This window comes from Mesorhizobium sp. M6A.T.Ce.TU.016.01.1.1 (assembly GCF_003997065.1).
Classification (GTDB): Bacteria; Pseudomonadota; Alphaproteobacteria; order Rhizobiales; family Rhizobiaceae; genus Mesorhizobium; species Mesorhizobium mediterraneum.
This window is the reverse complement of the sequence record NZ_RZTJ01000004.1, coordinates 318050-343730: the sequence shown is the minus strand read 5'-3', so window position 1 is coordinate 343730 and position 25681 is coordinate 318050. Positions and strand designations below refer to the sequence as shown.

Below are 25681 nucleotides of genomic sequence, written 5' to 3'. Positions count from 1 at the left end.
CCTCATCTGCCGAGACCTTCAGGCCAATTCGGCGAACAGGCTGTTGTAACCCGTCTTCGTGATTCGTACCTGGATAATCTCACCGATTTCGCCGGACTTTTCATCAACAATAACCGGCTGCAGCCACGGCGAGCGGCCGACCTTCTGGCCGGCTTGACGACCGGGCTTCTCGATCAGCGTGTCGATGGTGCTGCCGACCAGGCTCGCACCGAAATCCTGCTGCTGCTTCAGCAGCAGCGCCTGCAGCCGCTGCAGACGTTCGTCCTTGACTGCTTCCGGCACATGATCGGCCATCTCGGCGCCCGGCGTGCCGGGGCGTGGCGAATATTTGAACGAGAAAGCCGAGGCATAGTTCACCTGGCGTACAAGGTCCATCGTTGCCTCGAAATCCGCTTCCGTCTCGCCGGGAAAGCCGACGATGAAGTCGCCCGAAAGCGCTATATCGCTCCGCGCGGCGCGGATCCGGTCGAGCAGCGTCAGATAGTCCTTTGCCGTATGCCTGCGGTTCATCGCCTTGAGGATGCGGTCGGAGCCGGATTGCACAGGTAAGTGCAGATAGGGCATCAGTGTCGGCAAGTCACGGTGGGCGGCGATCAATTCGTCGTCCATGTCGCGCGGGTGGCTGGTGGTGTAGCGCAACCGCGCCAGCCCGGGAATCTCGGCCAGCCGGAACAGCAGGCGGCCAAGACCCCATTCGTCGGCGTTTTCGCCCTCGCCATGCCAGGCATTGACGTTCTGGCCAAGCAGCGTCACCTCGCGCACGCCGGCTTGCGCCAGCCGCTCGGCCTCGGCGACGATCTGCGCCACCGGCCGCGACACTTCCGAGCCTCTGGTGTACGGCACGACGCAGAAGGTGCAGAACTTGTCGCAGCCTTCCTGCACGGTCAGGAACGCGGTGACGCCGCGCCTGATGATCTCGGCGCGCTTCGGCTGCGGCAGGTGCTCGAACTTGTCCTCGATGGCGTAGTCGGTCTCGACGATCTTTTCGCCGCCGCGCACCCGTGCCAGCACATGCGGAAGCCGGTGATAGGTCTGCGGGCCGATGACCAGATCGACGGCCGGCGAGCGACGGATGATCTCGGCTCCTTCCGCCTGCGCCACGCAGCCGGCGACTCCGACCAGCATCTCGCGGCCGGCCAGAGCCCGTTCGGCCTTCATCTCACGAATGCGGCCGAGTTCGGAATAGACCTTTTCGGCGGCTTTCTCGCGGATATGGCAGGTGTTGAGCAGCACCAGATCGGCCTCGCCGATAGCATCCGTCGCCGCATAGCCATCAGCGGCCAGTGCGTCGGTCATACGCTGCGAATCATAGACATTCATCTGGCAGCCATAGGTCTTGACGAAGACCTTCCTGGTCGCGGCAGATGGTACGACCGCACTTTCGGCCGCACTTTCGATGTCGTCCCGTTCTATCGTATTCAGTTCCATCCGGCGGCTTCTAACGCCTTTCCCAGACAAAAAACAGACGATTCTGCTCCATAGAGCGGGATGCATTTGGATTGGACGGGGCATCCGGCTCTATTTGTTTGTTTTAGCCGCATTTGTGCGACGCCAAATGATTCCACTTGGCAGCAAAATGCTCTAGCGCCGCGTGTCCTCTTGGATGCGCAAAGAACTATGGAGCACGTGAGCCTTTCCGACCTATCGGCTCGGGCGCGGATCGGCGAGCGCCATGTGCACCATATCACGCACCCGACTTTCCATCAGCCGTGCCGTTTCCTTGCGGTTGGAGCCCTTGGAAAAGGCGACCGGCTCGCCGAAATGCACTTCGACGTCGAGCCCGCCCTCTGCCATCAGAACCTTGAGATGCGGCATCAAATCCTCGTCACCGATCCAGGCGGCAATCGGTCGGTGCCTGCGGCCGAGCGGCACGCCATGCAGGCGCGTGTAGACGATCGCCACCGGCTGGATGAAGACCTTTTCGGCCGCCCCTTCCGAAATCGCCATCGAGGCGGCGCCGAACAGCGTGCTCTTGAACGGCAAGATCATGTTGCCGTCACCGGTCGAGCCTTCGGCAAACAGCACCATGGCGTCGCCCTTGGCCATGCGGCTGGCGATCTCGCTCGCCTGGTCGCCCGACGAACGCTTGCGCTCGCGCTCGATGAAGACGGTGCGCTGCAGCTTCGACAGCATGCCGATCAATGGCCAGCCGGCCATGTCGGCCCTGGCGATGAATGTCACGTCGACCATGGACCCCAGCACCATGATGTCGGTCCAGGAGACGTGGTTCGAAGCAACCAATAGCGGGCGCTGGCTGGACAGGGTTCCCTTGACATGGATGCGCATGCCCAGCGCCCGGATGATGAGCCGGTGCCAGATCTTCAGGATGAACGTCTCGCGCCAGAGCCCGGTCTTCATCGATAGGATCTGCAACGGCACGAGGATCAACGAGCCGGCGACAACGAGGCCCAGCGCCAAGAAAATCCTGATTTTTCCGATCATCCGCTCTTGGCCCTGCCCCGAGTTCTGGCTAGAGCGCACAAGCACGCTCTAGCAATTTTGAATCTGCGCTAGCGAAGATCGCGACGCATGACAAGCGCGCCGGTCGGGCCGTGCTCTGGCGATCTGTAATAGTTGGCACGTTTGCCGACCTCGCGGAATCCGAGCCGCCGGTAGAGCGCGATCGCAGCTATGTTGGTCTCGTCGACCTCGAGGAAAAGCGCCTCGGCGCGTTGCGCGTGCAGTTCGCGCAGCACCGCATCCATCAATTGCCAGCCGAGCCCCTGGCGTCGATGGGAGCGCGCCACCGCGACAGTCAGGATCTCGCCTTCACCGGCAGCCAGGCGCGCCAGCACGAAGCCGACCGGCGGCTTGGCACCCTGTCCGGTCTGTCGCGCAGCATAACCGAACACCGTGTCCTGCTCGAGCAGCATGGCGAACTCGTCGTCGGTCCACGGCCGCACGAAATCCTCGCGATGCAGCACCGACATGGCCGCGCTGTCGGCAATCGTCAGTGGTTCGAGCGCAAAGTCCCTGCGGCGCGGCTGGAGGAAAGGAATGCGCATCAGTTTTTTTGCCTTGATAGAATAAACCCTGCCTGAGGCTTGGCGTCCGCCCCGCGCAGATAGAGCGGTTTCGGCTTTTCGCCCTCGCCGTTGGCAGCGGCCAGACGGGCATAGACGACAATGTCGGCCGTGGCACTTGTCGGGCCAATGTCGAAGGCGCGCCCGGCCGACGCGGCGATTTGCGTGGCCGCTGTGCCGGCCAGAACCGGAGAACTGTCCGCCGCGATAGTCGCGGCTTGCGAAAGCGTGCTCACGGCCGGACCATAGCGCAGAACCGACACTTCGTCGTAAAGTGCTGCATGGATCTCCTCGCGGCCGGCGTCGAGCGCGGCCAGCACGGCGCGGCCGGGAAATGTCGCTCTCGCTTGCGCCGCCAGCGCTTCCAGCGTCGTCACCCCGATTGCCGGGATTTTCAGCGCCAGCGCTAGGCCCCGCGCCGCCGAGACGCCGACGCGCAGGCCGGTGAAGGAGCCCGGACCGGTGGAGACGGCGATAGCGCCGAGGCCGGCATAGTCGGTTCCGGCCGCCTTCAACGCCTCTTCGATCACGGCCATCAAATGCTCGGCATGGCCTTTGCCAAGATCGAGCACCGAGCGGCCGAGCTCCTTCCCGGCCGCTGCGTCGTAGACGCAGGCGGCGCAGAGATTGGCGGCACAGTCGATGGCAAGCAACTTCATGAGACGGCCGGTTGGAGCACCCGCTTGGGCACAGGGTTCGAAAAACAATTTCCCTGTGCCTGCCATGGCTCATCCCCGCAAGGGGATAATGCATAAATCGTTTGACGGCTTCGCTTCGGCCTCGCCTGAAGACGGTAACTTCCAGCGAGCGCAACCGTTAGGGAACCGGTGCCGGAAGCGCTTATCCGGCCTGCTCGATGCGCAGCATGTGATTGTCCCAGACATAGTCCGGCTCAGACCGTGTCGCGCCGCCCACTTCGACGATTTCGCCGGTGCCCGTCGTCGCCATGAAGTTCGCCCCATCGGGCGCCAAACCGCAGACCTCGGCCAATGCGTTGGTGGTGACGATCCGGCCGCTGGCCGCATCGATCACCGCAAGCGAGTTGCCTTCCGGCGAGGACACCGCGACGGTGCCGGCGGCGGGGTTGGCGGCGACCGAGCCGATGTAGTTCCGGAAGCCGGAGAGGACGTCCTGCGGCATGTCGAGCAGTTGCAGATCCTTGCCACGCGCGGCGCGGCCGACCAGCAGCGGACGATCGGTGCCCGGCCCCCTGTACTGGCAGCCGAACCAGACCATGCCGGATCGGTCGAGATCCATGTGACGGATCGACAGCTGGTGCAGCTCCGGCGGCAGTTCGTGCTTTTCGATGAGGTCGCCGGTGAGGCGGTCGACCAGCACATAGGAAGGCTTCATCGTTGCGATGTTGAGTTCGGCGCGGCCGTAATCCGGATGCGTTTCGATGCCGCCATTGGCGACGGCGATCGTCCTGCCGTCACCCAGCAGCAGAAGCTCGTGCGAGCCCATGCCGTAGGTCGGGAACTCACCGATGCGCTTGAATTTCACGCGCGCGTCATAGACGCCGACCACGCCGACGGCATTGTCGAAATCGTTCTCGGTGGCGTAGAGCAGCGCACCGTCGGTCGAAAACACGCCGTGGCCGAAGAAATGCCGTCCACTGACGCTGGCAATGGTCAGTGGCTCGTCGCGGCCAGTGTGGTCGAAGACCACCGCGAAGGTGCCGGGTTGCCTGGCAAAGACCACGGAGCGCTTCGAGACCGGATCGAAGGTGACGTCGTGACCGCGGGCGGGCAGGTCGATGACGTGCAGGACCTTGCCGGCTTCGGACAGGATGGCCCCGCCATAGCTGCCGTCGCGCTTGACGAAGGCGGTGGCGAAGACGGCGTGCGTGCTAAGCGTCTTCGCCCATGCGGAAGGCGCCATCGCGGCAACAAAGCCGATGCCTGCGGCCCTGAGGAAATCACGACGATCAATCAGCGGCGTCTTCAGAGTCAGTCTCCGTCCAACGACGAGAAGCCAGCGGTCAGGCCGAATTCGGCGGTCAGCTTTGTGCCGATCAGGGTCGTCAGGCTGGACGTCACCAGCGAGAAATGATCGAGCTTCTGGCGCAGCGCCGGGTCGGTGAGCGCCTTGTCGATTGGACCTCTGATGGCCGTGGCGTCGGCGGCCCCGTTGACGAGCTGGATGTGGATCGATTGCGCCATCCAGCGCGCGTCAGGCGACAGCGCGTCGCCAAGCTGCGAGGCCTGGAACAGCGCGTCCATGCCCGAAAGATTGCCGGTCAACGAACGCGCGGTGTTTTGCGACCGCCAGTAGATCGCCTGTTTCGGCTTGTCGGCTTGCGGATTGCTGCCCAGAAAGCCTTTCAGGCGCACGTCGCGGACCATTTCCAGCTCGTTGATGAAGACGCCGACCAGTTCGGTCACCGCTTCGGTGCCGTCGCGGTAGAGCGCGTTTTGCGGGCCCGGATTGGCCCAAAGCGCTGCAAAACCGTTTGGCTTGTTCCAGGCGTCGCTGACGTCGGCGGCAATCGTCTCGATGTTGCCGGCGACGGCGGCGCCGTAAGCGCAGCGATAGGGATCGTCCTTGTCGGCGAGCCGCTCGGCGCCATCGCCGTAAAGCACGAATTCCAACGCGCCGAGCCCTTGCATGGCGACGCTCTTTGTCGCCAGTTGGGCCGGATCGGCGGCGGTCTGATCTTTATTGGCCAGCGCCGCCTGCACCTGCCTCAGGCCGATGCTCTTGCGGTCCGGCCAGAACAGCATGCGCTCCAGCCGGTTGTCCTGCGCGATCGGTCCGATGCGGATGATCTCCACGACCGACCAGGCATCCACGGTGCCGGAGAATTCGGCACGCGCCGCATCGAGATGGTCCTGCGAGGGCGCGTCGCAAAGCGTGCGCATTGCCTTTGTCAGGCTGTCCGCATGGTCATGCAGGCGTGCATAGGCCGGGCGGACAAAGCCATCGATCGCCCGCTGGATCACGTCGGAGGCCTTGACCGCGGCGGACGCCGGCAATGCGCCGGCGAGGACTAGCGGGAGAATCACAGCAAGCGCTAAGCAGGCATTCGTGGGCTGGCCCACGAATGCCTGCTTAGATTCTTTTGTTTGTCGCAGGTTCTTGCCGCAACACCGTGGGACACTTTTGCGGAACCTGCTTAGACGCTTCGACATCACAACGACTCCAGGAATTTGACCAGTGCGTCGCGATCGGCCGCATCGGCGGCGGCAAAGCGGTCGCGCGCCTTCTGCCCCTCGCCGCCATGCCACAGGATCGCCTCGGCCAACGTGCGCGCGCGCCCGTCATGCAGGAAGAAGCTGTTGCCGTTGACGGTCTCGGTAAGACCGATGCCCCACAGCGGCGGCGTGCGCCATTCGCTGCCGGTAGCCTCGCCCACCGCCTGCCCGTCGGCGAGCCCCGGCCCCATGTCGTGCAGCAGAAAGTCGGAATAGGGCCAGATCAACTGGAAGGCCTGCGCCTTATTGGGGGTGCCGCGACGGGTGACGAATTTCGGCGTATGGCAGGAAATGCAGCCCATGTCGTAGAACAGCTTCTTGCCGGCCAGCACTTCGGGCTTGTCGAGATCGCGCCGCGCCGGCACGGCGAGGTTTTGCGAATAGAAGGTGACGAGGTCCATGACCGGCGGCGGCGCCTCAACCGGGCCAAGGCGCTCCTGCACGCCGTTGGGCATGGCAAGACATGGCTTTTCGGCCGCGCTGCAATCGCCCCAGTGATTCGGCACTTCCGGCGTCGAAATGCCGATGTCGCCGGCGAATGCGTCCGCCGCTTGCTGGCGGATCGACGGCGTCTGCCCCTTCCAGCCGAAGCGGCCGAGCGTCGGCTCGCCGCTCTGGCCGTCGCGCACGATGTTGGGCTTGCCGGAAATGCCATCACTATTCCGATCGTCCGGATCGGCATTGGCGAGAATGTCCGCCGGGGCGATCTGCTCGACCAGGCCAAGGCCGATCATCGGCGGCGTCAGGCGCGGCGAAAGCGTGGTGCGCGGATCGAGCGGCCCGTTGGCAAGATCATCGACCGAATAGCTCGGCTTGCGCAGCGAAACCACGGTGCCGTCCGGCAGCGTGACTTTCTGCTCCTGATAGTCGACACGCATCCTGCCTTCGCCCCGTAGCCCCGGAACGGCCAGGTCCTGCAATTGCGAGCCGTAGACCGGATCGGGGAAGTTGAGCACCTTGCGGGCGGCCAGCACTGCCTTCTCCTCCTCGGTGCTCGCCTGCCGCGCCAGCCGCAGGAACATGGAGGTGGTCCCGCTGTCGCCTTCCGGCGGATGACCGCGGCCGTCCTTCAGATGGCAATTCTGGCACGCCCGCTCGTTGAACAGCGGCCCAAGCCCGTCCGATGCCTGCGTCGAAGAGGGCGACGACACCCAGTTCTTGCGGAAAAGGGCATTGCCGAGCTTGAAGGTGCCCTCTTCCTCGAAGGTGATATTGGCGGAGGACTGCGAGAAGGCGTCCTTGTTGACGTCCTTCCGCGATGTGCCGGCGCCGCCCTGCATCGGCTCGAACTGCTCGGGCTTGGAAAAATCTGATGTCGGCTTGGTGATGGCGATGACGCGCGCCAGATCCTTCGGCGTCAGATCGGTACGGCTGGTGGCAAGGCCCGCCGGTTCGGGCGCGCCGGCCAACGCCGAGGCCGTAAGCGCGACCACCACGGCAAGCGAAAGCCCGCGAAGCCATCCGTATCGCGGATTTTGCTGGGAAGGCAGGCCGTAATCCTCGGCCCGCCGCAAGCGGCGCAAGAAATCTAAGCGGCGCCGCATTCCCGCATGTCCCTAATCCGCCTCGTCGGCCGATGCGGCGTTGAGCTGGCCATATTTTTCCTCGCCGATCGAGGCGAGCAGGTCGAGTTGCGTCTCGAGGAAGTCTATGTGACCTTCCTCGTCGGACAGCAGATCTTCGAACAGCTTCATCGTCACGTAGTCGCCTGCTTCTTCGCAAATCTCGCGCGAACGCTTGTAGGCGGTGCGCGCGTCGTACTCGCCGGCAAGATCGGATTCGAGCACTTCCTTGACATTCTGTCCGATGCGCAGCGGCGCTACCGACTGCAGGTTCGGATGACCTTCAAGGAAGATGATGCGGGCCACGAGCCGGTCGGCATGGTGCATCTCCTCGATCGATTCCGCGCGTTCCTTCTTCGCCAGCTTGGCGTAGCCCCAGTCTTCCAGCAGCCGGAAATGCACCCAGTACTGATTCACTGCTCCAAGTTCCAGAAATAGAGCCTCGTTAAGCCGCTCTATGATCTGCTGTTCGCCTTTCATGGGTTCTGCTCCCGTATTGGACGCGCAGGCCTCTGACGCGATCCAGGTGTGAAACGATGTCCACGCCGCTCGCCTCCGAGCGGGTGTGGTAATTTTCGGTTACCCGAATGATCGTTTCGACCACATTTGGGAAGCAGCCGCAACAGCGACCACGCTTCTGCATGGCATGATAGATCTTCGCCGGCACGATAAGCTGCCAGGGATCCTGGTCCAGCAGCCCGACGATCGTCTGCTCAATCTCCTTCTCGGTGATGATGTTGCAATGGCAGATCAGCATTATTTGCTCTGTATGGCTGACGGCGCGTGCTCGGCGCCGTGTGGCTTATTTTCTTGGTCGAGCCTGATTCCGAAAACCGTTTTTCATTTGCTATGCGGACCCTCGGTTCGGGCTCGGGGCATCGATGACCTACTGGAACACCTTGTCTGGCGCATCGAGGCTGTCCGAACCCTCGAAGGCGATGGCATTGAGTTTCAGAGTGCCGACGGCGCGTTCGATCGACTTGGTCTGGTCGACCAGCGCATCGATCGCCGCCTGCACGGTGGCGTTGCCTTCGGTGTTGCCTTCGCCGATCTGCTGGTCATAGGCCTCGCCGCCAAGCGCCCGCGCCTTGATGGCTTCCATCTTGGCGACGGTGACATCCAGCTTGTCCGACAGCTCCTTGTCGATCGCCGGATCGGCCTCCTTGACCATGTCGGATACCGAGGGGCCTTCGACGACGGTGCCGTCGAGACGCGTGTAGCTGCCACGATAGGCGGCGCGAATGCCGACGGCATCGTAGAGATGAGAATCATAGGTGTTGTCGGAGAAGCAGTCATGCTCCTCTTCCGGATCGTGCAGCAGCAGGCCGAGCTTCATGCGCTCGCCGGCGAGTTCGCCATAGGACAGCGAGCCCATGCCGGTGAGGATGGTCGAGATGCCGGTCTTCGGCTCGCCATCGGCAAGGTTCTTGCGGGCGGCGCCGCCTTCCTTCCAGTCGTTGACCATGTCCTGCAGATCGGAAACCAGAAGGTCGCTGGCCGACTTCAGGTACTGCGCGCGACGATCGCAATTGCCGCCGGTGCAGTTGGTGAGATCATAGTTCGTGTAGGGCCGTTCGCCGGCGCCCGGGCCGGTGCCGTGCAGGTCCTGGCCCCACAGCAGGAATTCGATGGCGTGATAGCCGGTCGCCACATTGGCCTCGATGCCGCCGGCCTCCTGCAGCGTGCCGGAGAGGAATTCCGGAGTAAGATTGGTGGCGTCGATCTTCTTGCCGTCGATCTCGATCGACTTGTTGGCGATCACATTGGCGGTGTAGAGCGCATTGGCGTCCGACTCGGTGCCGTAGCCGGCGGCGACATAGTCGATCAGGCCTTCGTCCAGCGGCCAGGCATTCACCTTGCCTTCCCAGTCGTCGACGATGGCGTTGCCGAAGCGGTAGACTTCGGTCTGCTGATAAGGAACGCGCGACGCCTTCCAGGCCTCTCGGGCGGCAGTCAGCGTTTCCACCGAAGGCTTGGCGATCAGCGCGTCGACGGCCTTGTCGAGCGCCTGTGCCGTGGTCAGCGAATCCTCATATTTGGCGAGCGCAATATCGGAATAGGTCTTGATGACCGCCTTGGCATCGGTCTCGGCTTTGGCCGGCAACACGAATATCGCCGCCGTCAATGCCGCCGTGGCGCCGATCGCTGCAAGCCTGCTGCCATATCGCGCCGTGATCATCGCTCTCATGATTGTCATCTCCCTCGGGAATTCAGTGAAATGCCGGCGCCAAAGGCGCGTCGGCAGGCAATCGGCGCCATGGCAAGCCCATGCCATTGGGCGAAAAACAGGCCGCGACATAGCGCGGTTCGCGGAAGAAAGACATCGAAATGCCTCCAATCGAAAGGGTTCAAGGCCCAGACATCAAAGGGATGCGCTTGACACGCAAGCTTCCATAAAGCGATGAAGGCGCCGGAAGTCAATCAATTTCAGAAAGAAAAGCCAATCGAAACAACAGTTTAGAATAATTCTAAACTGCAAGTGTCAACTTTAGCCGCATATATAGTGCCGCCATTGAACAGCACTATTCACGGACCGCCGTTCCGGGTGCGACCCGCAAAGGCGGTCTTGCGGCGGCGTCAGACAATTGCCACTTGGCGAGACGTCCTAGACTTGGATTAAGGAATTGGGGCTGCGATGAAAAACGGTGTGGTCATTGTCGGTGCGGGTCATGCGGGCGTGCAAGCGGCCGCCAGCCTGCGCGAGGACGGTTACGACGGACCGGTGATCCTCGTCAGCGACGAGAACGAACTGCCCTACCACAAGCCGCCGCTGTCGAAGACCTTCATCAAGGATCAAGAGGCCAAACCACAGCCGCTGCGCGGCGAGGCCTTTTATACCGGCAGCGCGATCGACTACCGGCCGGGTGTCCGCATCGATCGCATCGATGCCGGCGGACGCAGGCTGGAAATATCAGGTGGTGGCGTGCTGCCTTTCGACCGGCTCATCCTGGCGAACGGTTCGCGACCGCGTATCCTGCCGCTGCCGGGTTCGGATTTTTCAGGCGTTGTGTCGCTGCGCTCGCTCGCCGACGCGCGCCTGATCCGCGAATTGAGCGCGCAGAGCGAGGATGTCGTCATCTTAGGCGGCGGCTTCATCGGGCTGGAGATCGCCGCGACGCTCAAAGCGGCCGGCCGCAAGGTCCCCGTGGTCGAGGCGGTCGACCGGCTGCTTGGCCGGGCGGTGGCGCCGATCATCGCGAGCCATGTGCGGCAGCGGCTGGAAGCGACTGGTGTGCGCATCCTCACCGGAACCACCATTGCGCGGCTCGAAGGTGAGAGCGGCCATGTCTCGGCCGCTGTCAGCTCGAACGGCGAGCGCCTGCCGGCGCAGATGGTCGTAATCGGCATCGGCGTCGTGCCCAACGTCGAGCTGGCGCAAGCTGCAGGCATCACCATCGCCAACGGCATCCGCGTCGACCAGCAAATGCGCACCTCGGTGCCCGAAATCCTCGCCATCGGCGATGCCGCCTCCTACCGGCACTGGCTGACCGGCGGCGATGTGCGGCTGGAATCGGTGCAGAATGCGACCGATCAGGCGCGGCTTGCCGCGCGCACCATGCTGGGCCATGCAGACGCGTTTGCGGCGGTGCCATGGTTCTGGTCCGACATCGGCGACATGAAGCTGCAGATGGTCGGCCTGATTTCGGGCGGCGACAGCCATGTCGTGCTGGGTGACGTCAACGAGAACAAATTCTCGATCTACCACTATGCTGGAAATCGTCTGCTCGGCATCGAATCGGTCAACCGGCCGGGCGACCATATGCTTGGCCGCAAGATGCTCGGCGCCGGCTTCTCGCCGACGCCGCAGACGGTTGCGACAGGACCGGACGGATTGAAGGCGGCGCTCGCCGTCTTCCAGCAGGAAGAGACTGTCCGCGCCGCTGAATAGTCGTATCGCTCAGGCGGCGCGAACTTCGCGGATCGAGCTTTCCAGGATGTCGAGCGCTTCGTTCATGACGCCGTCCTGGATGGTGATCGGCGCGAGGAAGCGGATGACATTGCCATAGACGCCGCAGGTGAGCAGGATCAGGCCCTTGTCGAGCGCCTTGAGCCTGACCGCATTGGCGATCTCGGCCGACGGCAAGCCCTTCTTCACATCGTTGAACTCGACGGCGTTCATGAAGCCGGGGCCTCTGATATCGACGATCTCCGGCGTGTCGTCGCGGATCGATTGCAGCCGCTGCTTCAGCCGGTTGCCCAGCGTGTTGGCGCGGTCGCAGAGCTTTTCCTCTTCGATCACGTCGAGCACGGCATGCGCCGCGGCGACGCCGATCGGGTTGCCGCCATAGGTGCCGCCGAGCCCGCCGGGGTTCGGCGCATCCATGATCTCGGCGCGGCCGGTGACCGCCGACAGCGGGAAGCCTCCGGCCAGGCTCTTGGCCATTGTGGTGATGTCGGGCGCCACTTCGTGGTGATCCATGGCGAACATTTTTCCGGTGCGGGCGAAGCCGGTCTGCACCTCGTCGGCGATCAACAGCATGCCGTGCTGGTCGCAGATCTTGCGCAGTGCCGTCATGAAGTCGCGCGGTGCCTCGTAGAAGCCGCCCTCGCCCTGCACCGGCTCGACGATGATGGCGGCGACACGGGCCGGATCGATATCGGCCTTGAACAGCCGGTCGAGCGCGGCCAGCGAATCGGCGACCGAGACCCCGTGCAGCGCCACCGGGAACGGCGCGTGGAAGACATCGGCCGGCATGGCGCCGAAGCCGACCTTGTAGGGCACGACCTTGCCGGTCAGCGCCATGCCCATGAAGGTGCGGCCATGGAAGCCGCCGGCAAAGGCGATGACCGCCGAGCGGCCGGTGGCGTTGCGGGCGATCTTGATGGCGTTCTCCACCGCCTCGGCGCCGGTGGTGACGAAGATCGTCTTCTTGTCGAACTTGCCCGGCAGCATTCCGTTCAGCCGTTCGGCCAGTCTGACATAGCTCTCATAGGGCACCACCTGGTGGCAGGTATGGGTGAAACGGTCGAGCTGCGCCTTGACCGCCTCGATCACCTTTGGGTGACGATGGCCGGTGTTGACGACGGCGATACCGGACGAGAAGTCGATATAGCGACGGCCCTCGACATCCCAGATTTCCGAGTTTTCGGCGCGGTCGGCATAGATCTGCGTGGTCATGCCGACGCCGCGAGAGATGGACTGGTTCTTACGTTCGGAAATGGCTGAATTCTTCATGATGTCCCTCGCCGGGCCGGCGCCCGTTCTTGTTTGGATGACTGCCGGGAATTGTTCTGGCCTTATTTCACGTTTTCCTCAAGTTGGCACTGGCGGCGGGCCATTGGGCCTGCTGCCGTTGCGTTCACTGGCGGCTTAAACAAACCGCCTATACGCGTACGAGGAGAGGTTTCCTTTTCGCGGGGATCAATTATCCTCGCCATTGTCCGCGCCGTCTTGCCATAGGGAGCGGCCCGCGCGGTTGAGGGAGCCATGAGCAGGAACGCGACATCGTCCGCCTCGCCGCCATCGGTCAAAACCCCCAGCCATTTGTCTTTTCCTGCATCCACAATTCTTGCCTGCGCGATGGCAACGCTGCCTTTGCTTCTGGCCGGCTGCCAGAAGCAGGAGGCGGCGGCGAAGAAATTGCCGGTCATGGTGCGCACGGAGACGGTGGCGATCGCCAACTATGCGCCAAGGACTTCGCTCACCGGCGCGATCGCGGCGCGCACGCTGAACAATCTGTCGTTCCGGGTCGGCGGCCGCGTCGCCGAACGGCTTGTCGATGTCGGCCAGCATGTCGATCAAGGCGCCGTGCTTGCCCGCATCGATCCGCAGGAACAGGAATTTGACCTGCGCTCGGCGCAAGCCGATCTCGACGCCGCGCAGGCGCAATTGACCCAGGCCGCCGCCGCCTTCGAACGGCAAAAGACACTGCTTGCCCGGGGCTACACCACCAGGCGCGACTATGATGCGGCCGAGCAGGCGTCGAAGGTGGCGCGAGGCAGCGTCGATGCCGCTCAAAGCGCGCTCGCCAATGCAAAAGAGAACCTTTCCTTCACCGAACTCAAGGCGGGTGCGGCAGGCGTGATCACAGTGCGCCAGGTCGAAGCAGGGCAGGTGGTGCAGGCGGCGCAGACCGTCTTCACCCTTGCCGAGGACGGCGACCGCGATGCGGTCTTCAACGTAGAGGAAACGCTGGTCGCCAAGACGCCGGCAGCACCGGCGGTGACAATCACACTGTTGTCGGATCCGCAGATCAAGGCGATGGGCAAGGTGCGCGAAATCTCGCCAGCGGTCGATCCGGCTTCAGGCTCGATCCGGGTCAAGGTCGCCATTCCCGACACGCCCGCAGGCATGCCGCTGGGCGCGGCCGTCATCGGCTCGGTCAGCGCCCAGCCGTTGAAAGCAGTGATCCTGCCGTGGCAGGCATTGACCTTGAGCGACGGCAAGCCGGCCGTCTGGGTCGTAGATCAATCGACCAAGGCGGTGACAACGGCACAGGTGGAGGTGCTTGCCTTTGGATCCGGCTCGGTCGTCATCGACAAGGGACTGGAGGCAGGTCAAACCGTCGTCACCGCCGGCGGCCAGTTGCTCAGCCCCGGCCAGACCGTCGAGATAGCGGGAGCGGGGCAATGAACCGGTTCCTGCGCAGCGCTACCGCGCTTGTCCCTGCCCTGTTTGGGCTGGTGCTCGGCGCCTGCTCGCAATCGGAAGAGAAGCCGCCCGAGATCATCCGACCGGTGCTGTCGGTGGTGGTCGAGCCACGCACCATAGAGACCTTCGGCTTCGCCGGATCCGTCGAACCGCAATTCAGCGCCGATCTTGCCTTCCGCCTGCTTGGCCGGGTCGTCGCCCGCGATGTCAAGGTCGGCGATATCGTCACCAAGGGCACGACGATCGCGGCGCTCGATCCGACGGCGCTGGAGCTTGCCGAGCAGGCGGCGAAGGCGGAACTCTCCAACGCGCAGGCGCAATTTGCCAATGCCGCCGCCAGCGAGGAGCGCCAGCGCCAGTTGCTTGCCGCCGCCAACACCTCGCAAGCCGTCTTCGACGCCGCGCAGCAAGCCAGGCAGGCCGCCGCGGCCGGCATCGAGCGGGCCAATGCGGCCCTTGCCAAATCGCAGGAGCAGCTTGGCTATACCAGGTTGTTCTCGGACTTCGATGGCGTGGTCACCGCCGTCGGCGCCGAGGTCGGCCAGACGGTCTCGCCCGGCCAGACCGTCGTCACGGTGGCGCGCTCCGACCCGCGTGAAGCAGTCGTCGACATTCCCGACCAGTTGACCGGCGATCTCGCCGTCGGCACGCCCTTCCAGATCATCCTGCAATCGCTGCCGACGATACGCAGCGAAGCCAGGCTGCGCGAGATCGCCCCGCAAGCCGAAGGTTCGACCCGAACGCGCCGCATCCGGCTGACGCTCATCGATCCGCCGCCGGCATTCAGGCTTGGCTCGACGGTGACGGCGACCCGCATGGCCAAGATCGCGCCGACGATCGAGTTGCCGCTTTCGGCGCTGCTGGAGAAGAACGGCAGACAAAAAGTCTGGATCGTCGACCAGCAGACATCGAGCGTGAGTGCCCGCGACATCAAAATTGCAGCCAAGGGCGCCGCCACCTTCACCGTCGCCGAGGGCCTCGATGCCGGCATGCGCGTCGTCACCGCCGGCGTCCACAGCCTGACCGAGGGACAGAAGGTCAAGATCCCTGAGGGAGGGGCTACGTGAAGGGCTTCAACCTCTCCGATTGGGCGCTGAGCCATCGTTCGCTGGTGTGGTATTTCATGCTGGTCTTCGTCGTGGCCGGCGTCTTTGCCTATCTCAATCTCGGCCGAGAGGAAGACCCCGCCTTCACCATCAAGACCATGGTCATCCAGGCCAACTGGCCCGGCGCATCGGTCAACGAGACGGTGCGGCAAGTAACCGACCGCATCGAGAAGAAGCTCGAAGAGCTCGACAGCCTCGACTATACCAAATCCGTCACCTCAGCCGGCAAGACCGTCATCTTCGTCAACCTGAAGCCGACGACCAGGGCGCGCGATGTCGTGCCGACCTGGCTGCAGGTGCGCAACATGGTCAACGACATCTGGGCGCAGTTTCCGCAAGGCGTGCAGGGACCGTTCTTCAACGACCGCTTCGGCGACGTCTACGGCAACATCTATGCCTTCACCGCCGACGGGCTGACGCCGCGCCAGTTGCGCGACTATGTCGAGGATGTCAGGACAAAGATCCTGGCCGTGCCGAATGCCGGCAAGGTCGATCTGGTCGGTGCCCGGGACGAAGCGATCTACCTCGAATTCTCGACCCGCCAGATCGCGGCTCTCGGCCTCAACCAGCAGGCGATCGTGGCCAGCCTGCAGGCGCAGAACGCGATCACGCCGTCCGGCGTCATCCAGTCCGGGCCGGAGCGCATCAGCGTGCGTGTGAGCGGCCAGTTCACCTCGGAAGAGAGCCTTCGCGCCATCAATTTGCGCGTCAACGATCGCTTCTTCCGGCTGAGCGACGTGGCGACGATTTCGCGCGGCTATGTCGACCCGCCGACGGCCTTGTTCCGCTTCAACGGGCAGGACGCGATCGGCCTCGCCATCGGCATGAAGCCCAACGCCAATCTGCTGGAGTTCGGCGAGGCCCTGCACGAGGAGATGAATAAGGTGCTGGCCGACCTGCCAATCGGCGTCGGCGTGCATCTGGTCGCCGACCAGCCTGTCATCGTCGAGGAGGCGGTTTCAGGCTTCACCCGCGCCCTGTTCGAGGCGGTCGCCATCGTGCTTGCCGTGTCCTTCATCAGCCTCGGCATGCGCGCCGGATTTGTGGTGGCGCTGTCGATCCCGCTGGTGCTGGCCATCACCTTCACGGTCATGGCCTATCTCGGCATATCGCTGCAGCGCATTTCGCTCGGCGCGCTGATTATCTCGCTCGGCCTGCTGGTCGACGACGCCATGATCGCGGTGGAGATGATGGTGGCGCGGCTGGAAGTCGGCGACAATCTGCGCAAGGCGGCGACCTATGTCTACACCTCGACCGCTTTCCCGATGCTGACCGGCACGCTGGTGACGGTCGCCGGCTTCATCCCGATCGGCCTCAACAACAGCGCCGCCGGCGAATACACATTCACGCTGTTCGTCGTCATCGCCGTGTCGCTGCTGGTGTCATGGATCGTCGCGGTGCTGTTTGCACCGCTGCTCGGCGTCACCATCCTGCCGGCGACGATGAAGCAGCATCATGAAAAGCCCGGCCGCTTCACCGCGCTGTTCCGACGCATCCTCGTCGGCTCGGTGCGTCATCACTGGCTGACCATCATCGCAACCGTGCTGTTGTTCGGGGCTTCGCTGGCCGGCTTCGGCCTCGTCCAGCAGCAGTTCTTTCCACCATCCGACCGGCCGGAACTGATCGTCGACTGGAACCTGCCGCAGAACTCCTCGATCGCCGAGACCCGGGACCAGATGGAGCGCTTCGAGCAGCGGGCTCTGGTCGGCAATTCCGATGTCGACCGCTTCAGCTCCTATATCGGCCAGGGCGCGGTTCGCTTCGTGCTGACCTATGATGTGCAGCCGGGCAATCCCTATTTCGGCCAGACCGTCATCGTCACCAAGAGCATCGAGGCGCGCAACCGGGTCAAGCCGGCCCTGGAAAAGCTGCTGCGCGACGAGTTCGTCGGCACCGACGCCTTCGTCAAGCCGCTCGAGCTCGGGCCGCCGGTCGGGCGGCCGGTGCAGTACCGCGTCGGCGGTCCTGACGTCCAGACGGTACGGACGCTGGCGCAGGAATTCGCCGGCATCATTTCCGCCAATCCGAAGCTGGCCGCACCCACTTTCGACTGGAACGAGCCCGAGCGCGTGCTGAGGGTCGACGTGCTGCAGGATAAGGCACGGCAACTCGGCATCACCTCTTCGGACATTGCCAGCGCGCTGAACAGCACGGTGGGTGGCTCCACCATCACCCAGGTGCGCGACGCGACCTATCTGATCAACGTGGTGGCCCGCTCGCGCGAGGCCGAACGGGGTTCGATCGGCACGCTGCAGAACATGCAGTTGCCGACCGGGACAGGCGAGGCGATCCCGCTCGCTGCGGTGGCGAACTTCCGCTACGAGCTCGAACAGCCGACGGTGTGGCGCCGCGACCGGATCCCGACCATCACCGTGCGCGCCGGTCTGGTCGGCGACGTGCTGCCCGCCACCGTGGTCAACGAGTTGAAGCCGTCTGTCGACGCCTTCATCACCAAATTGCCGCCGGGCTATTCGATCGCCACCGCCGGCTCGGTCGAAGAAAGCGCCAACAGCCAGGGGCCGATCGCTGCCGTGGTGCCGCTGATGCTGTTTGTCATGGCGACCATCCTGATGGTGCAGTTGCAGAGCTTCCAGCGTCTGTTCCTAGTCGTGGCGGTGGCGCCGCTCGGCCTGATCGGCGTGGTGGCGGCACTGGTACCGAGCGGGGCGCCGCTCGGCTTCGTCGCCATCCTTGGCGTGCTGGCGCTGATCGGCATCCTGATCCGCAACTCGGTCATCCTGATCGTGCAGATCGAGCAACTTGTCGCCGAGGGCAAGGACCGCTGGGCAGCCGTCATCGAGGCGACCGAGCATCGCATGCGGCCGATCGCGCTAACGGCGGCGGCCGCCAGCCTGGCGCTGATCCCGATCGCGCGCGAAGTGTTCTGGGGGCCGATGGCCTATGCCATGATGGGCGGCATCATCGCCGGCACGGCGATCACGCTGCTGTTCTTGCCGGCGCTTTATGTGACGTGGTTCAGGATCAAGGAGCCTAAGACGACGCCGGAAGACGACACGAGCCCAAACGGTGGCGACGAGGTTCCTACAGGCAGCGTGGCCTGACAGGGCGCTTGCGAATTGCGTCGCGTTCCTTCGCGCCCCCCTCTGTCCTGCCGGACATCTCCCCCACAAGGAGGGAGATCTGCGGTTTCGGCGCCGCGCTCACTCCTGTGACGATAGGCGAAGCCATCGATGACGGCCAATCTCCCCACCTGTGGGGGAGATGTCCGGCAGGACAGAGGGGGGCGCGACGGAGCTCGACGCAGAAAACTACACCCTCACAAACCCTTCGCTCGCCCTGAGCAGGTTGCGCGTGTAGTCCTTCGTCACGTGACGCCGGACGAGATCGTCCGCGGTGAGGTGTTCGACCGCCTCGCCATTCTGCATCACCATCAGCCGCTCGCACATATGGGTGATGATGGCGAGGTCGTGGCTGACCATCAGGAAGGTCAGCTTGCGCCGACGCCGGATCTCTTCCAGCAGGTTGAGCACTTCGGCCTGCACCGAAGCGTCGAGTGCAGAGGTCGGCTCGTCGAGCAGCAGGATCGACGGCTCGAGGATCAGCGCCCGCGCGATGGCGACGCGCTGGCGCTGGCCGCCCGACAATTGATGCGAATAGCGGAAGCGGAAGCCGGTCCCTAGGCCGACTTCGTCCAGCGCCCGCTGGATGCGTTTCTCACCATCCGCAAAGCCGTGGATGGCGAGCGGCTCCTGCAGCAGGCGGTCGACGGTCTGGCGCGGATGCAACGAGCCGTAAGGGTCCTGGAAGACCATCTGCACCTCACGATAGAAAGCCTTGTCACGGCGCGCGCCGAGTCTTTTTCCGTTGACGGTGATGCTGCCCGAAGCGGCCGGTGCGAGGCCGGCGATTGCCCTGAGAAGCGTCGATTTGCCGGAGCCGGATTCGCCGACCAGGCCGAAGGATTCGCCTGACAGCACGTCGAGGCTGACGCCCTTCAGCGCGCGAAAACGGTCGAAGATCACCTCCAGCCTGTCGACGGAAAGGGCCGAAGTCATGCCGCCCACTCCGGCTTGCGGTCGAGCACGGGCAGCGGGTGGCGGTCGGCACCGATCTTGGGCATGCAGTTGAGCAGCCCGCGCGTATAGGGATGCTGGGCGCGGCCGAGCTCCGACGCCGCCAGCTGCTCGACCACCTTGCCGGCATACATGACGATCACCCGGTCGCAGAAGGACGAGACCAGGCGCAGATCGTGCGAGATGAAGATCAGCCCCATGCCGCGCTCGCTGACCAGCTTGTCGAGGATGCCGAGCACGTCGAGCTGCACGGTGACGTCCAGCGCCGAGGTCGGCTCGTCGGCGATCATCATTTCCGGCCCGGCAATCAGCATCATGGCGATCATGGCGCGCTGGCCCATGCCGCCCGAGACCTCGTGCGGATGCAGGTCGAAGACACGGGCCGGATCACGGATCTGCACGGCCTCCAGCATGGCGAGCGCGCGGTCGCGGGCTTCGGCCTTGCCGGCCTTCTCATGCGTGCGCAGCGTCTCGACGATCTGGCGGCCGATGCTCATCACCGGGTCGAGCGAGTATTTCGGATCCTGCAGGATCATGGCGATGCGTTTTCCGCGCAGCGCCCGGCGGTCGCGGGGCGGCGCTGCAAGCAGGTCGATGCCGTCGAAGGCAAGTTTGTTGGCAGTGACCTCGGCCTGCGGCGGGGTCAGGCCCATGATGGCGCGGCCGGTCTGCGACTTGCCGGAACCGCTCTCGCCGACGATGCCGAGCCGCTCGCGACCAAGCGAGAAGGAGACGCCGCGCACTGCCTCGATCAGGCCGGTGCGCGTCGGAAAGGTGACGCGCAGATCGTCGACCTCCAGCAGCGTGCTCATTGGTCGCTACTCATTGATCACCACTCCGGGGGTCGAGCGCATCGCGCAGGCCGTCGCCGAGCAGGTTGAAGCCGAGGCTGACGATGAGGATGGCAAAGCCCGGCGCACCGGCCACCCACCACTGGTCGAGCACGAAGCGGCGGCCCGACGCGATCATCGCGCCCCATTCCGGCAGCGGCGGTTGCGCGCCGAGGCCGAGGAAGCCGAGACCGGCGGCGGTCAGGATGATGCCGGCCATGTCGAGCGTCACCCTGATGATCAGCGACGAGATGCAGAGCGGCATGATGTGGCGAAGCACGATGCGGAACGGCGAGGCACCCATCAATTGCACCGCCTTGATGTAATCCGAATTGCGCACGGTGAGCGTTTCGGCGCGGGCAATGCGCGCGTAAGGCGGCCACGAGGTGATGGCGATGGCGAGCACTGCGTTCTCGATGCCGGGGCCAAGTGCGGCGACAAAGGCCAGCGCCAGGATCAGCTTCGGAAAGGCCAGAAAGATGTCGGTGATGCGCATCAGGATCGCATCGATCCAGCCGCCGGCATAGCCGGCGACCGTGCCGACCAGCAGGCCGATAGGGGCGGCAATGACGGCGACGAGAATGACGACGTAGAGCGTCCATCGCGAGCCGAAGATGACGCGCGAAAGGATGTCTCGGCCGAGGTCGTCGGTGCCGAACCAATGCTCGGCACTCGGCGCCAGGAGGCGCGAGCCCTTGAGGTCGCCGATTGTCGGCGAATAGGGCGCCAGCACATCGGCAAAGGCCGCGACCACCAGCAAAGCGATGATGATGAGCAGGCCGAGAAACGCCAGCCGGTTGGCGGAAAAGCGCCGCCACGCCACATAGGCGCGGCCGAGCCTTGCCTGCATGCGCGATGCCGGCCGCTCGCTGAGCAGCCAGTCGCGACGGCTTTGTATCGCCTCTGCGCTCATCTCACTTTGGTCCTCGGATCGAGCACTCGGTAGAGCAGGTCGGACAGGAGATTGATGCCGATGAAGACCGAGCCGATGACGATGGTGCCGCCGAGCACCGCGTTCATGTCGGCGTTCTGCAGGGAATTGGTGATGTAGAGGCCGATACCCGGCCATGAAAACACGGTCTCGGTCAGCACCGAGCCTTCGAGCAGGCCGGCATAGGAAAGCGCAATCACGGTGACCATCGGCACCGCCGCGTTGCGCAGCGCGTGCCCCCAGATGATGCGTGTCTCCGACAGGCCTTTGGCGCGCGCTGCGACGATGTATTCCTGGGCAAGCTCGTTCAGCATGAACGAGCGAGTCATCCGGCTGACATAGGCAAGCGAGAAATAGCCGAGCAACGAGGCCGGCAGGATGATGTGGCGAAAGGCATCGAAAAACACATCCCACTGCCGCTGCCACAGAGCATCCAGAAGATAGAAGCCGGTGATCGGCGTGAAGGTGTATTCGTAGACGATGTCGAGGCGGCCGGGAAAAGCCACCCATTGCAGCTTGGCATAGAACAGCACAAGCGCCAGCAATCCCAGCCAGAAGATCGGCACGGAGTAGCCGACCAGGCCGATGATGCGCACGATCTGGTCGATGATGCTGCCGCGCTTGACGGCGGCCAGCACGCCGAGCGGCACGCCGATCACCGAACCGATCAGCGTCCCCAGCGTCGCCAGCTCGATCGTCGCCGGAAAGGCGCGGCGGATGTCGGTCATCACCGGATTGGTGGTCAGCACCGATGTGCCGAAATTGCCGTTCAGGGCATTCTTCACATAGATGTAGAACTGCTCGATCAGCGGCAGGTCGAGCCCCATCTCGCGGCGTGTGCGCTCGACGACATTGGCCGGCGCCCGGTCGCCGAGCACCGCCAGCACCGGGTCGATCGGGATCACCCGGCCGATGAAGAAGGTCACCGCGAGAAGACCGAGATAGGTGGTTACCGCGATGACCAGGAAGCGGGCGATCGACGACGCGACAGCGACAGCACGGGCGCTGCCGCGCCCTGCCGTCGCTTCGCTTTCAACAGTGCTCATGCGGCGCGTCCGCCGGCGTCATTCCTTGGAGATCTGGCCGACGAAGTTGGTGTCGAAGCTCGGGCCGAGCGCGAAGCCCTTGAGGTTCTTGCGCAGGCCGGCCACTTCCAGCTGCTGGTGAACGATGATGAAAGGACTGGTTTCGAGGATCTTCTTCTGCAGATCCTGGTACATTGCGGCGCGCTTGGCCGGATCCTTCTCGAGCAAGGCTGCTTCGGTTTCCTTGCTCAAGTCCGGAATGTCCCAGGCGTTGCGCCAGGCCAGCGTCTTGGTCTTGCCTTCATCCGAATTGTCGGGGTTGCTGGCGAAAGTCTGGGCGTTGGAGTTTGGATCGAAATAATCCTGGCCCCACTGGCCGATATAGATGTCATGGTTGCGGGCGCGGTATTTGGTCAGCGTCTGCTTGCCGTCGCCGGGAATGATCTCCAGCTTGACGCCGGCCTGTCCCAGCGTCTGCTGGAACGATTCCGCCATGCCGGTCACCGGCTGGGTGTTGCGCACGTCCATGGTGACGCTGAAACCGTCGGCGAGACCGGCCTTGGCGAGCAGTTCCTTGGCCTTGGCGAGATCGAATTTGAACGGGTTCTCGTCCAGTTCGCCGAGCACGCCTTTGGGCAGGAAGGTCTGGTGGATCTCACCGATGCCCTTGAGGATGGTCGAGCTCAAGGCATCATAGTCGACGAGATATTTGAAGGCCTGGCGAACCTCGGGCTTGGCGAGATTCGGGTTCTTCTGATTGAGGCTGATGTAATAGACCGTGCCCTTCGGCGCGCTGGTGGTGGTGAGATCGGCATTCTTGGCGATGGCGTCGAGGTCGTTCGGCTCCAGATTGCGGGCAACGTCGATGTCGCCGGCCTCGAGCGCCAGGCGCTGGCCCGAGCTTTCCTTCATGTTGCGGTAGATGACGCGGGCAAGCTTGGCCTTTTCGCCGTGATAATTGTCGTTGCGCTCCATGACGACGACCTCATTGGCCCGCCATTCGCGCAGCTTGAAGGCGCCCGAGCCGGCATAGCCGGTCTTCAGCCACGCGTTGCCGAAGTCATTGTCGTATTTGTAGTCGGCGCTCGGCGTGACCGCGGCGACATGCTCCTTGACGAGCTTGGCATCGACGACCGAGGCGACGGTCGCCGACAGGCAGTTCAAGACGAAGCTCGGCGCATAGGCTTTGTCGACAGTGAACTGGAACGTCGTGTCATCGACAGCCTTGGCTTTATCGGCAACGTTGTCGCCATTGATGCCGAACTGTCCGATGATGAAGGCCGGGCTCTTGTCGAGCTTGATGGCGCGCTCGAACGAATAGGCGACGTCCGCCGCCGTGATCGGATTGCCCGAGGCAAATTTCAGGCCGGGCTTGAGCTTGAAAGTATAGACCAGGCCGTCGTCGGAGACCGTCCAGCTTTCGGCGAGATCGCCCTTGACCTTGGACGTATCGCTCAAGTCGAGGCGGACGAGCAGGTCATAGGTGTTGCCGGTGACCTCGGCGGTCGACAGCTCAAACGCTTCGCCCGGATCCATGGAGATGATGTCGTCGATCGCGAAACCCTCGACCAGCGTGTCGGCGGGCGTCACGGCAAAGGCAGGCGCGCCGGCCAGAAGCAGCGCGGACATGGCTGCGCCCGCGAGCAAGAAGCGGGAGCGTAGAGCAAACTTTTCCATCATCATTTTTAACTGTTCCCTGTTTTGTTGACCTGAGTTCCCGGCTCAGGGTTGCAGCGTTCTTTGCCACATCGGCCCGAAAATCGGAATCGATTTTCGGAAAGCACGATGTGTAGTCCAAAGTCTTAGAGCGTCCTTTGCGCGTCCAACGGACGCGGCGCTCTAACCGAACGATGGCCCCTGGACCGGTTGTCGCGGCAATTTTTGCCCAGTTCCGCCTCACCATATCCGGCGCTTTCAAGCACGGCAACGAGCATTTGCAAAGCTGTTGGTTGGACCAGATCGGGCAGCCACCACGGCCGTGGCGCGACACCCGGAGTGCAGCTATTTCAACGCGGTGACCAAGTCGGCGTCGGGAAAACAGGTGGCGGCGCGACCGTTCCCGGCCTGCCACTTGCCGATCGAGCGGCGCGTCTTGAAACCGGGCAGGCCGTCGGCGCTGCCGACATCGTAGCCCTCGGCCTCCAGCGCGCGCTGCAAGGTGGCGATGTCCGACCTGTGGAGCCCGCCGACCGCGCCCCAGCTGCCGGAAAAATTGCTGTCGCCATGGGCGATGCGATCAGCGCCGTGGCCGATGAACAGGGCGTAGAGATCGCTGGTGTTGTATTGCTTCAGCACGTAGAAATTGGGCGTGACGATGAAGGCCGGGCCGCTACGGCCGGCCGGCATCAAAAGAAAGCCTTCGGCCTTCAACTCGCGCGCCGGAAACGGCTTTGCCGCGACCCGCTTGATGCCCATATCAGCCCATTCGGAAATCCTCTTGCCCTGGTCCGGACCTTCGAGCGAGCAGGAAACCGTTTCAGGCACAGTCACCTCGAAACCCCAGCCGCGGCCCTTCACCCAACCATAGTGGACGAGATAGTTGGCGATCGAGGCCAGCGTGTCCGGCACCGAGTTCCAGATGTCGGCCCGACCATCGCCATCGAAATCGACGGCATGGTTCAGGAACGAACTCGGCATGAACTGCGGCTGGCCGAGCGCGCCTGCCCAGGACGACTTCATCGCGCTGACAGGGGCCAGCCCACGCTCGACGATCTCGAGCGCTGCGAGCAACTCGGTGCGAAAGAAGTCCTTCCTGGTCGCCATGAACGCCTTGGTGCCCAGCACTTCGAAAGCATCGTAAGGCATTTTCGCCGCGCCGAAGCCGGTCTCGCGGCCCCAGATCGCCAGCAGCACCTCGCCCGGCACGCCGTAGCGTTTCTCGATCGCGGCGATCGTCCTGGCATTGGCCGCCGCGCGCGACCGACCGCCTGATGTGACGGCGCGAACCGTCTTTTCGGCGAAATAGGCGCCGGGCGAACCGAACTCCGCCTGATGCTGCTTCTGCGGTGTCGTCGCTTTTTTGCCCGGCATCACCAGGTCGGGCAGTTTGAGGTTCGGCTTGACGCCGTCGAAGGCGGCGTCGAAGGTTTTTCTGGAGATGCCTTTGGCGTTGGCTTCGGGCCAGAGGTCGCCTTGCAGCCAGGCGTGAAACTGGTCGTCGATTTTTGCTGCGGAGGCGGGGGTGGCGAGGAGGAGGACAACGAGCGTAGCAAGAAAGAACGCCAATCCGCAAAGTCGACGTTCTGTCGCGCCCCCCTCTGTCCTGCCGGACATCTCCCCCACTTGGGGGGAGATTGGCAGCTTTGGCGATGGCAGCTTTTCTCCAGCGTTGAAGGTTAGCGAAAGCCGGCGTGACGTCCGATCTCCCCCCGTGTGGGGGAGATG

General features: G+C 63.8%; 22 protein-coding genes. 4 read left to right on the top strand and 18 right to left on the bottom strand.

Translation table 11 applies throughout. The annotated features are described in order from the left end of the window. Positions 1-18 precede the first annotated feature (18 nt). The 10 genes from miaB to EOC94_RS10330 form a co-directional block, all read right to left on the bottom strand. Positions 19-1428 (bottom strand): tRNA (N6-isopentenyl adenosine(37)-C2)-methylthiotransferase MiaB, encoded by a 1410-nt coding sequence (gene miaB / locus EOC94_RS10375; RefSeq protein WP_127290241.1) that lies wholly within the window; start codon positions 1426-1428, stop codon positions 19-21. Between the two features lie 213 nt (positions 1429-1641). Continuing rightward, complete coding sequence (locus tag EOC94_RS10370) at positions 1642-2442, bottom strand: 1-acyl-sn-glycerol-3-phosphate acyltransferase (protein WP_127290239.1); 801 nt, start codon at positions 2440-2442, stop codon at positions 1642-1644. Positions 2443-2510: 68 nt separating this feature from the next. After that, a complete protein-coding gene (gene rimI, locus EOC94_RS10365; protein WP_127290237.1) occupies positions 2511-3005 on the bottom strand; it encodes a ribosomal protein S18-alanine N-acetyltransferase in 495 nt (164 codons plus the stop codon). Beyond that, a complete protein-coding gene (gene tsaB / locus EOC94_RS10360; RefSeq protein WP_126103758.1) occupies positions 3005-3682 on the bottom strand; it encodes a tRNA (adenosine(37)-N6)-threonylcarbamoyltransferase complex dimerization subunit type 1 TsaB in 678 nt (225 codons plus the stop codon). Before tsaB ends, rimI begins: the two co-directional genes overlap by 1 nt. Before the next feature lie 181 nt (positions 3683-3863). Beyond that, entirely contained in the window at positions 3864-4970 is a 1107-nt protein-coding gene (locus EOC94_RS10355) for a DUF1513 domain-containing protein (RefSeq protein WP_127290235.1), read from the bottom strand. Between the two features lie 2 nt (positions 4971-4972). Further along, positions 4973-6064, bottom strand: a complete 1092-nt coding sequence (locus tag EOC94_RS10350) for an imelysin family protein (RefSeq protein WP_245465536.1) — start codon at positions 6062-6064, stop codon at positions 4973-4975. 89 nt (positions 6065-6153) lie between these two features. Then, entirely contained in the window at positions 6154-7761 is a 1608-nt protein-coding gene (locus EOC94_RS10345; protein WP_127290231.1) for a di-heme oxidoredictase family protein, read from the bottom strand. Positions 7762-7773: 12 nt separating this feature from the next. Next, positions 7774-8259 (bottom strand): bacterioferritin, encoded by a 486-nt coding sequence (gene bfr, locus EOC94_RS10340; protein WP_077377191.1) that lies wholly within the window; start codon positions 8257-8259, stop codon positions 7774-7776. Beyond that, a complete protein-coding gene (locus tag EOC94_RS10335) occupies positions 8225-8536 on the bottom strand; it encodes a (2Fe-2S)-binding protein (protein WP_126103762.1) in 312 nt (103 codons plus the stop codon). Before EOC94_RS10335 ends, bfr begins: the two co-directional genes overlap by 35 nt. A 129-nt stretch (positions 8537-8665) precedes the next feature. Then, positions 8666-9958 (bottom strand): imelysin family protein, encoded by a 1293-nt coding sequence (locus tag EOC94_RS10330; protein WP_185928211.1) that lies wholly within the window; start codon positions 9956-9958, stop codon positions 8666-8668. A gap of 456 nt (positions 9959-10414) precedes the next feature. Between EOC94_RS10330 and EOC94_RS10325 the strand changes: the two genes are divergently transcribed. Then, entirely contained in the window at positions 10415-11668 is a 1254-nt protein-coding gene (locus EOC94_RS10325) for an FAD-dependent oxidoreductase (RefSeq protein WP_127290229.1), read from the top strand. 9 nt (positions 11669-11677) lie between these two features. Here the strand turns inward: EOC94_RS10325 and EOC94_RS10320 are convergent, their stop codons facing one another. Continuing rightward, positions 11678-12955 carry a 4-aminobutyrate--2-oxoglutarate transaminase gene (locus EOC94_RS10320; RefSeq protein ID WP_127290227.1) on the bottom strand — a complete coding sequence of 426 codons (1278 nt, stop codon included), beginning with the start codon at positions 12953-12955 and terminating at the stop codon, positions 11678-11680. Positions 12956-13017: 62 nt separating this feature from the next. Then, entirely contained in the window at positions 13018-13401 is a 384-nt protein-coding gene (locus EOC94_RS34535) for a hypothetical protein (protein ID WP_245465535.1), read from the bottom strand. Here EOC94_RS34535 and EOC94_RS10315 point away from each other — a divergent pair. From EOC94_RS10315 to EOC94_RS10305, 3 genes are read left to right on the top strand one after another with little or no spacing between them, the layout of a single operon-like run. After that, positions 13370-14353, top strand: coding sequence for an efflux RND transporter periplasmic adaptor subunit (locus tag EOC94_RS10315; protein WP_245329988.1), 984 nt, complete (start codon positions 13370-13372; stop codon positions 14351-14353). The two genes, EOC94_RS34535 and EOC94_RS10315, sit on opposite strands and share 32 nt — an antisense overlap. Further along, positions 14350-15438, top strand: coding sequence for an efflux RND transporter periplasmic adaptor subunit (locus EOC94_RS10310; protein ID WP_185928202.1), 1089 nt, complete (start codon positions 14350-14352; stop codon positions 15436-15438). Before EOC94_RS10315 ends, EOC94_RS10310 begins: the two co-directional genes overlap by 4 nt. Then, entirely contained in the window at positions 15435-18539 is a 3105-nt protein-coding gene (locus tag EOC94_RS10305) for an efflux RND transporter permease subunit (protein ID WP_127290223.1), read from the top strand. The genes EOC94_RS10310 and EOC94_RS10305 overlap by 4 nt, the downstream gene beginning before the upstream one ends. Positions 18540-18746: 207 nt before the next feature. Here the strand turns inward: EOC94_RS10305 and EOC94_RS10295 are convergent, their stop codons facing one another. From EOC94_RS10295 to EOC94_RS10270, 6 genes are all read right to left on the bottom strand, one after another. Next, a complete protein-coding gene (locus EOC94_RS10295; protein ID WP_127205373.1) occupies positions 18747-19493 on the bottom strand; it encodes an ABC transporter ATP-binding protein in 747 nt (248 codons plus the stop codon). After that, complete coding sequence (locus tag EOC94_RS10290; protein ID WP_127205374.1) at positions 19490-20323, bottom strand: ABC transporter ATP-binding protein; 834 nt, start codon at positions 20321-20323, stop codon at positions 19490-19492. The genes EOC94_RS10295 and EOC94_RS10290 overlap by 4 nt, the downstream gene beginning before the upstream one ends. A 10-nt stretch (positions 20324-20333) precedes the next feature. After that, complete coding sequence (gene nikC / locus EOC94_RS10285) at positions 20334-21254, bottom strand: nickel transporter permease (protein ID WP_095487823.1); 921 nt, start codon at positions 21252-21254, stop codon at positions 20334-20336. After that, positions 21251-22318: an ABC transporter permease gene (locus tag EOC94_RS10280; RefSeq protein ID WP_095487821.1), complete on the bottom strand. Its 1068-nt coding sequence runs from the start codon at positions 22316-22318 to the stop codon at positions 21251-21253. The genes nikC and EOC94_RS10280 overlap by 4 nt, the downstream gene beginning before the upstream one ends. Positions 22319-22336: 18 nt before the next feature. Then, on the bottom strand, positions 22337-23980 hold the full coding sequence (locus EOC94_RS10275) for an ABC transporter substrate-binding protein (RefSeq protein WP_127290221.1): 1644 nt from the start codon (positions 23978-23980) through the stop codon (positions 22337-22339). Between the two features lie 318 nt (positions 23981-24298). Further along, positions 24299-25570 carry a lytic murein transglycosylase gene (locus EOC94_RS10270; protein WP_127290435.1) on the bottom strand — a complete coding sequence of 424 codons (1272 nt, stop codon included), beginning with the start codon at positions 25568-25570 and terminating at the stop codon, positions 24299-24301. Positions 25571-25681 lie beyond the last annotated feature (111 nt).